This window comes from Longimicrobium sp. (assembly GCF_036554565.1).
Classification (GTDB): Bacteria; Gemmatimonadota; Gemmatimonadetes; order Longimicrobiales; family Longimicrobiaceae; genus Longimicrobium.
The window spans coordinates 1-5,866 of record NZ_DATBNB010000233.1 but is presented as its reverse complement, the minus strand read 5'-3'; the positions used below and the strand labels follow the sequence as shown (position 1 = coordinate 5,866).

Below are 5,866 nucleotides of genomic sequence, written 5' to 3'. Positions count from 1 at the left end.
GTCTCCCCTCTCCGCACGCAGTTTGTGCGGGGAGGGGCCGGGGGAGGGGCACCCCGGCGCCGAGCCGAGGCCCAGGGGCTCCGTGCCGCTGCCGCGCCCGGGCTGAAATGCATCCGCGGCCAGATCCCACGGCGCGCATAGTCCGGCGTACGGGCAGGTTCGGTGCGCTCGCGCCTCTGGATGACAAATTACGCGCCTCGTCTTGCCAACCCCCGCACTAACGCACTCCCCGCCCTTCCCCACACTGGCCGGGAGATTGCGACTGGCTGCCGATCCAAACGCCCGGGAACCGCCCCGGCACGGATGATGAAGGACCCGCAACGTCTATGGAATACGCACGCGACGACTACCTGTTTCCGCTCTGGACGGAGCCCCACTCCCGGTGGGAGCGGTCCGGCCTCAAGCCACAGCAGGAGCGGCTCTTCAACCGCGTCGCCACGCTGCTGGTGGGCATGTTCCTGACGGGCTGGGTGTACACCATCGGCTTTGCGCCGCGCGCGGACCTGGACCTCAACCAGCCCGCGGTGGCCAGCATCACCTCGCAGATCCTGCGGAGCCCGCTGGCCCTGGACGCCCCGCCCGAGCCGGCGTTCCTGGTAGACGAGTTCGTCCGCTCGTTCGAGGAAGACTTCCAGGCAAAGGTGGGCGGCCTGAGCGGCGCCGTGAAGGTAGAAATCCTGAAGCCCGGCGAAACGCTGCAGGTGCCCGGGGCCGACACGCTTCCCGAAGGTGCCCAGATCGTGCTTCGCCCCACCGATGGCGCGGGGGGAACCGGCGGGGCTTCGGAGGTGCCGGCCAGCCAGGTTCCAGGCGAGTCGGGCATCTGGAACCTGGCGCTGCGGGTGCGCGACGCCATCCGCCCAGCCTCCGACGTGAGCGTGATCACCCTGGTGCCGCTTTCGCGCAAGCAGGGCGGGCGCATCGGCAACTACCGCATCGGCAACTGGCCCAACGAGCAGGGCGGCGCCACCAACCCCATCTACCGCCCGCCCGCGGGGATGATCGAGGTGACGCAGGCGAACAAGGAAACCTGGCTCTCGGAGCACATCCAGCTCAAGGACTTCATCACCAAGGGCCAGGAAGGGGTGTGGCCCAAGTACGTGGTGGTGCAGCCGCGCGTGCTCGACAAGATCGAGCTGGTGATCCAGGAGCTGGAACGGATGGGGCACCCGGTAAAGAACATCTTCGCCGTCAGCGGCTTCCGCACGCCGGCGTACAACGCGGGCGGCGGCAACACGGTGGGACGCGGCAAGCTTTCTCGTCACATGTACGGCGACGCCATGGACATCGCGGTCGACAACGACGAGAACGGCATCATGGACGACCTGAACGGCGACGGCACCATCAACCTGTCGGACGCGCGGGTGATCGGGGCCGCCGTGGACCGGGTGGAGCAAAAGTACCCCAACCTGGTGGGGGGGATGCACTACTATCCTCCCACCGGGGGGCACCAGGGCATGGTGCACATCGACACGCGGGGCTATCGCGCCCGCTGGTGAACGGGCGACCGGCGCCCGGATCCTCGTGACCTCAGGAGCCAACGGTGGTGGACGACGGACGTAACGCGGGACTCCACACGGAGCGGCGCGATGCGCGCGACGAAGACGAGGGCGCGCGCATGCCTCAGATGGACGTGCGCGATGAAGACCTGGAGCCGCATGCCGGCCTCCGGTACATCGCGCGGATGTTCAAGATCCTGGCGCTGCTGCTGATCCTGCTGCTGGCGGCGGAGGTCGTGATCGGCCTGGTGCAGCAGGGGAACGCGGCCATCCCGCGGCTGCTGATCGAGGCCACCCGGCTGATCGTGTTCGCGGGCCTGCTCTGGGGCGCGGCCGACATGGGGCTGATGCTCATCGAGAGCAACCACGACCTGCGCGCCACCCGCATCCTGGTGGGGCGGCTGAACAACCGGGTGCAGAAGATGGAGCAGATCGCCCACACGCTGCAGCGCGGCATGGGCCCGCAGGCACCGCCCCCGGGCGGCCAGCGCCCGCCGCCGCCACCCCCGCGCGGCGACCCGCGCCTCTGACCGGACCGCGACTAACGACGGCGGCCGGAGCCCCATACGGGGCGCCGGCTGCCGTCGTTTGCCCAGTGCAAATGATCCTTCCGCATCAATCCCGCCCAAAATAATCTTGCGGCTTTCAGCAGGTACTCTGGACCTATCCAATGGCTGAGTGATGATGAAGACAACCCAAGCGCGTCGGTCGGGTCACCTCATCTTCACGTAATCTTACTTACGGCATGCCAGGACCTCCCGACATCACCCCCGCGTTCTCCCGGAATTGCGGAGACCTCCGTTAGCTTAGCAGCATTCTCTCGGGTATATCGCGGGACCGACTCGCCGTGATCCTCAACGTTTCGGTGAGAACCGGTACGACGCAGATGGAGTTTACCTGGAGTTCGATTCGTCCTGGTTGATGCTGGACCGCTCACTTCTTGTCCACGAGGGGCTGCACACGTACTACAACTCGATGCCTGCGGAAAATGAGGGGCTCATCGGCATGACTTCCGAAGCGTTTGCGGCGGCCTATGAGGATACTTGCTTCTGAAGCTACGTGGGAGAGGATGATCGCGTATCCTCTCTTCTGCGTTGCCGCGGCTGTGCTTACCGCAGCGGGGTTGGCCGGGTGCAATATTGCCCTCCGTGTGGCGAGCCCTGCCCCGGATACGCTCCTGCCTGGTACTTACGAGGTGTCGTTCTGCGCCCAAGACTGTGGTTCCGGCCAAGCCGCGCCCGCGGTGGTGAGCGGGATCATGGTATTGGAGGAGCTCCCATTGCCACGCACCAGCATGTCTGATTCGGCTTGGGCATACTACCAGCAGTACACCGCCATATTGTACTTTGCCGACGCCCAGGAGACACCTACAGCGTGTTTCGCGTTCGTCCGTCGCGATCCTCGCGCCGGAACGTACGCAGGATTGGAGGAAACCGGGTTGAGCAGGTGGACCGTGGATCCGGACAGCGCCGAAGTCCGGATCGTCCTGTACCACTCGCCGGATGCTTCTTACGTGGCGCGCCTCACACCCGCGCCAGATGGATTTCGCGGCCGTGGCAACTCGAGCGGGGGAGGTGTTCCACGGGGCTCCATCCCGGATGATTCCATCCGGGGCCGGCGCATCGGTCCGCCCGACCCCTCGATCTGCAGCCGTGCCGCGGAATCTGCGGCGGCTGAACTCCGGGCACGCAGCCGCCGGAGTCGCTCGTGACGGCTATAGACGGCGCAGACTAGAAGATGGTGTCGACAAGGGACCGACTTATTGCGACGGGAATCAGCCGAGCCATTGCGTCGCTGTGGAGTGGGTACGTTCAGCGCGTGGTCATGATCGGTTCTCGCGTGCACGGACGCGCGTGCGCTGACAGCGACTTGGATCTCGTAGTCCTCGTGGAACTCCCTCCCGATGTGCGCCCGTGGGACGGGAGCGACTTCGTCCGTGCGGGGCGTCAGCTCACAGCGGCATTGAAGCCCACAGACGTTCCTGTGGATGTCCGAGTACGTACCACCGATCGCTACGCAGAAGCCAAGGACGTTCCTGGCGGGGTGGAGTGGGTTGCCGCCCGTGAAGGCTTATGCCTGTTCGAGCGTCCTCTCCAGCGCAGGCCCGTGATCCGCTTCCCCAAAGAGGAAGTCGCCCGCCAGCTTACCAGTTCGTGGATACACCATGCGTTGGCTACAATCGAAGATCTTGGTTCGCCTTGCGCGGCCCGCACGGATGTCGAGATAGCGGGCAAGGTCGTGGAGCGGCTGATCCCGGCGGTGCTGACCCACCATGGAATCGCTCCCCTCCTCGAGCGGGATCTCGCGGTGTACGCGCGCCAAATTCCTTCTTCGTGCCCGCTCCGCCTAACGCTTGAAGCGGCGGCCCAGGACCTGGATCGATCTCCGCGAGAAATGGCTGTGAAGGCTGCAAGCGAAACGATCGGGTATCTATCCCGGGATCCGCTGCAGGCTCGTGTGCTAGTAAAAGCGCAGAGCCGTCTGGCGACACTTTCCGCGCCGGGTGTGCAGTGTGGTATGCATTCCGAAAGGAAACGAATACTCTCGACAGAATCGGGCGCCTCGGACACCATAGGGTAGCGCGCAGCCGCCAGTGGGCACCGCACTGGTGGAGCCCCAAGCGACCCCCCCCCCGGCTGCGCACGTGTATTCCAGGGCCAGACTCGGCCCCTCCAGACCTGCTTCTCCGCCATAGTCCAGAGGCGCTTCACTGCCAGCGCCTGCTGGGTATTCTTGTCTTTGTCCCGCTGGTAACGCTGACACAGGAACGCGCAATCGTCCGCAACCTGGAGCAGGCGGAAGGTCGAGCGGCAGTAGCCGGTGCCCAGCTGCTTGTACCGTGATCCCTCTTGGCCGCGGATCGGCGTTATCCCTCGGCGAGATTGCAACTCCAAAATCAACAGCATCACGCAGAGGGCGCAGAGAAAACGGAGAGGACGCAGAGGGGCCGTGGCAGCCCTCTGCGTCCTCTCTTTTCCCTCTGCGCTCTCTGCGTGAAACTGCAGTTCAGACGCTCCGCGGCCTCTCTATTTTCGTGTGGCTCCGGCGGAGACGTGCTCCCGCGTTCCGTGCGCGATCAGGCGCATGATGGCCGCCTCGGCCACGCGGTCTACGTCGCGGGAGCTCAGGGTGTGGTGGTTCATCAGGATGGAGAACACCATCGGCTCGCCGGCGGCGGTGGTGACGTAGCCGGAGAGCGAGCGGACGCCGGACAGGGTGCCCGTCTTGGCGCGCAGGTTTCCCTCCGCCGGGGTGCCGCGCATGCGGCTGGCCAGCGTGCCGTCGCGCCCGGCGACGGGGAGCGAGGCCGCGAACACCTGCGCGTGCGGGCTGCGCGACTGCCGCTCCAGCAGCGCCACCAGAAACGCGGGCGCGACCAGGTTGTAGCGCGACAGCCCCGACCCGTCCGCCTGCTGAAGCTGCCGCGGTGGCATCCCCCAGGTGCGCGCCAGGCTGTCCACGACGGCGATCCCCGCGCCTGCCGATCCCATCCCCCGGAGCTCCGCGCCCAGCGTCTTCAGCAGGACCTCGCCGATCTGGTTCTGGCTCGGCTTCATGAACGCCGCCAGGATCTCCGCCATCGGCGGGGAGGTGTGGGTGAAGAGCACGGTGTGCGTGGGCGCCGCACCCTCCCGCTGGTCCGCGTCGTACGCGCCGCCGTCCACGCGGAGGCCCGCCTCCACCAGTGCCTGCCGCAGCGCCGCCGCGAAGAACGCCGTGTTGTTGCGGATGGCGATGGATTCTTCCACGAACGAAGTGTCCGCGGGGATGGAGCCCGACACCGTCAGCCCGCCGCCCGCGTCGGCGCGGGCCACGCGGAAGGTGGCTGGCGAGTCCGCCGCGCCGACGGCCACCGTTCCGCTCACGTCCACCCATCCCTGCGCCGCGGGGCGGACCGTCACCCGGGCCGTCGATCCGCCGGCGGGCTCCGCGCGCACGGTGACGAACCCCTCGTTCATCATCAATCCGCCGACCTCAGCCGAGTAGGGCGCATCCATGTCGTCCCAGGCCCACCCCCGGCCGTACGGCACGTCGTCGAACACGTCGTCGTTGCCCAACACGCTGCCCGTCACCCGCGTAACGCCGTGGGCGCGCAACGAATCCGCCCAGGCGCGGAAGACCGTCCGCACGTCGCCCATCATGTGCTCGGAAATGCTGGGGTCGCCCGAGCCCAGCACCACCAGGTCGCCGCGCAGCACCCCGCCGCTCACCGGCCCCGCCGCGGCGATGCGCGTCCGGTAGCGGTACTCGGGGCCCAGCGCCTCCAGCGCGGCGGCGGCGGTGACGATCTTCATGTTGCTGGCGGGAACGAACATCCGCCCCGCGTTGCGCGCGTACACCGTTTCGCCCGTGCGCAGGGACTTCAC

5 protein-coding genes and 1 pseudogene are annotated in these 5,866 nt (G+C 67.0%); 5 read left to right on the top strand and 1 reads right to left on the bottom strand.

Going from position 1 to position 5,866, the window contains the following annotated elements; all coding sequences use genetic code 11:
• Positions 1–326 precede the first annotated feature (326 nt).
• The 5 genes and pseudogenes from VIB55_RS06345 (at position 327) to VIB55_RS06330 (ending at position 4,079) form a co-directional block, all read left to right on the top strand.
• On the top strand, positions 327–1,499 hold the full coding sequence (locus tag VIB55_RS06345) for a hypothetical protein (RefSeq protein WP_331875828.1): 1,173 nt from the start codon (positions 327–329) through the stop codon (positions 1,497–1,499).
• A 47-nt stretch (positions 1,500–1,546) separates the two neighbouring features.
• Positions 1,547–2,029 carry a hypothetical protein gene (locus tag VIB55_RS06340; protein ID WP_331875827.1) on the top strand — a complete coding sequence of 161 codons (483 nt, stop codon included), beginning with the start codon at positions 1,547–1,549 and terminating at the stop codon, positions 2,027–2,029.
• A 388-nt stretch (positions 2,030–2,417) separates the two neighbouring features.
• Positions 2,418–2,552 (top strand): hypothetical protein, encoded by a 135-nt coding sequence (locus tag VIB55_RS06335; protein WP_331875826.1) that lies wholly within the window; start codon positions 2,418–2,420, stop codon positions 2,550–2,552.
• Between the two features lie 684 nt (positions 2,553–3,236).
• Positions 3,237–3,407: pseudogene (locus tag VIB55_RS25625) on the top strand (nucleotidyltransferase domain-containing protein); the annotation flags it as partial.
• A 75-nt stretch (positions 3,408–3,482) separates the two neighbouring features.
• Complete coding sequence (locus VIB55_RS06330; protein WP_331875825.1) at positions 3,483–4,079, top strand: hypothetical protein; 597 nt, start codon at positions 3,483–3,485, stop codon at positions 4,077–4,079.
• A 446-nt stretch (positions 4,080–4,525) separates the two neighbouring features.
• On the opposite strand, the gene dacB is transcribed toward VIB55_RS06330, so the two are convergent.
• A partial coding sequence (dacB, locus tag VIB55_RS06325) for a D-alanyl-D-alanine carboxypeptidase/D-alanyl-D-alanine endopeptidase (protein WP_331875824.1) occupies positions 4,526–5,866 on the bottom strand: 1,341 nt, incomplete at its 5' end.

Bases quoted from the DNA above. Each gene is read 5' to 3' on its own strand.
- VIB55_RS06345 (WP_331875828.1), top strand. From the start codon at position 327: ATGGAATACGCACGCGACGACTACCTGTTTCCGCTCTGGACGGAGCCC.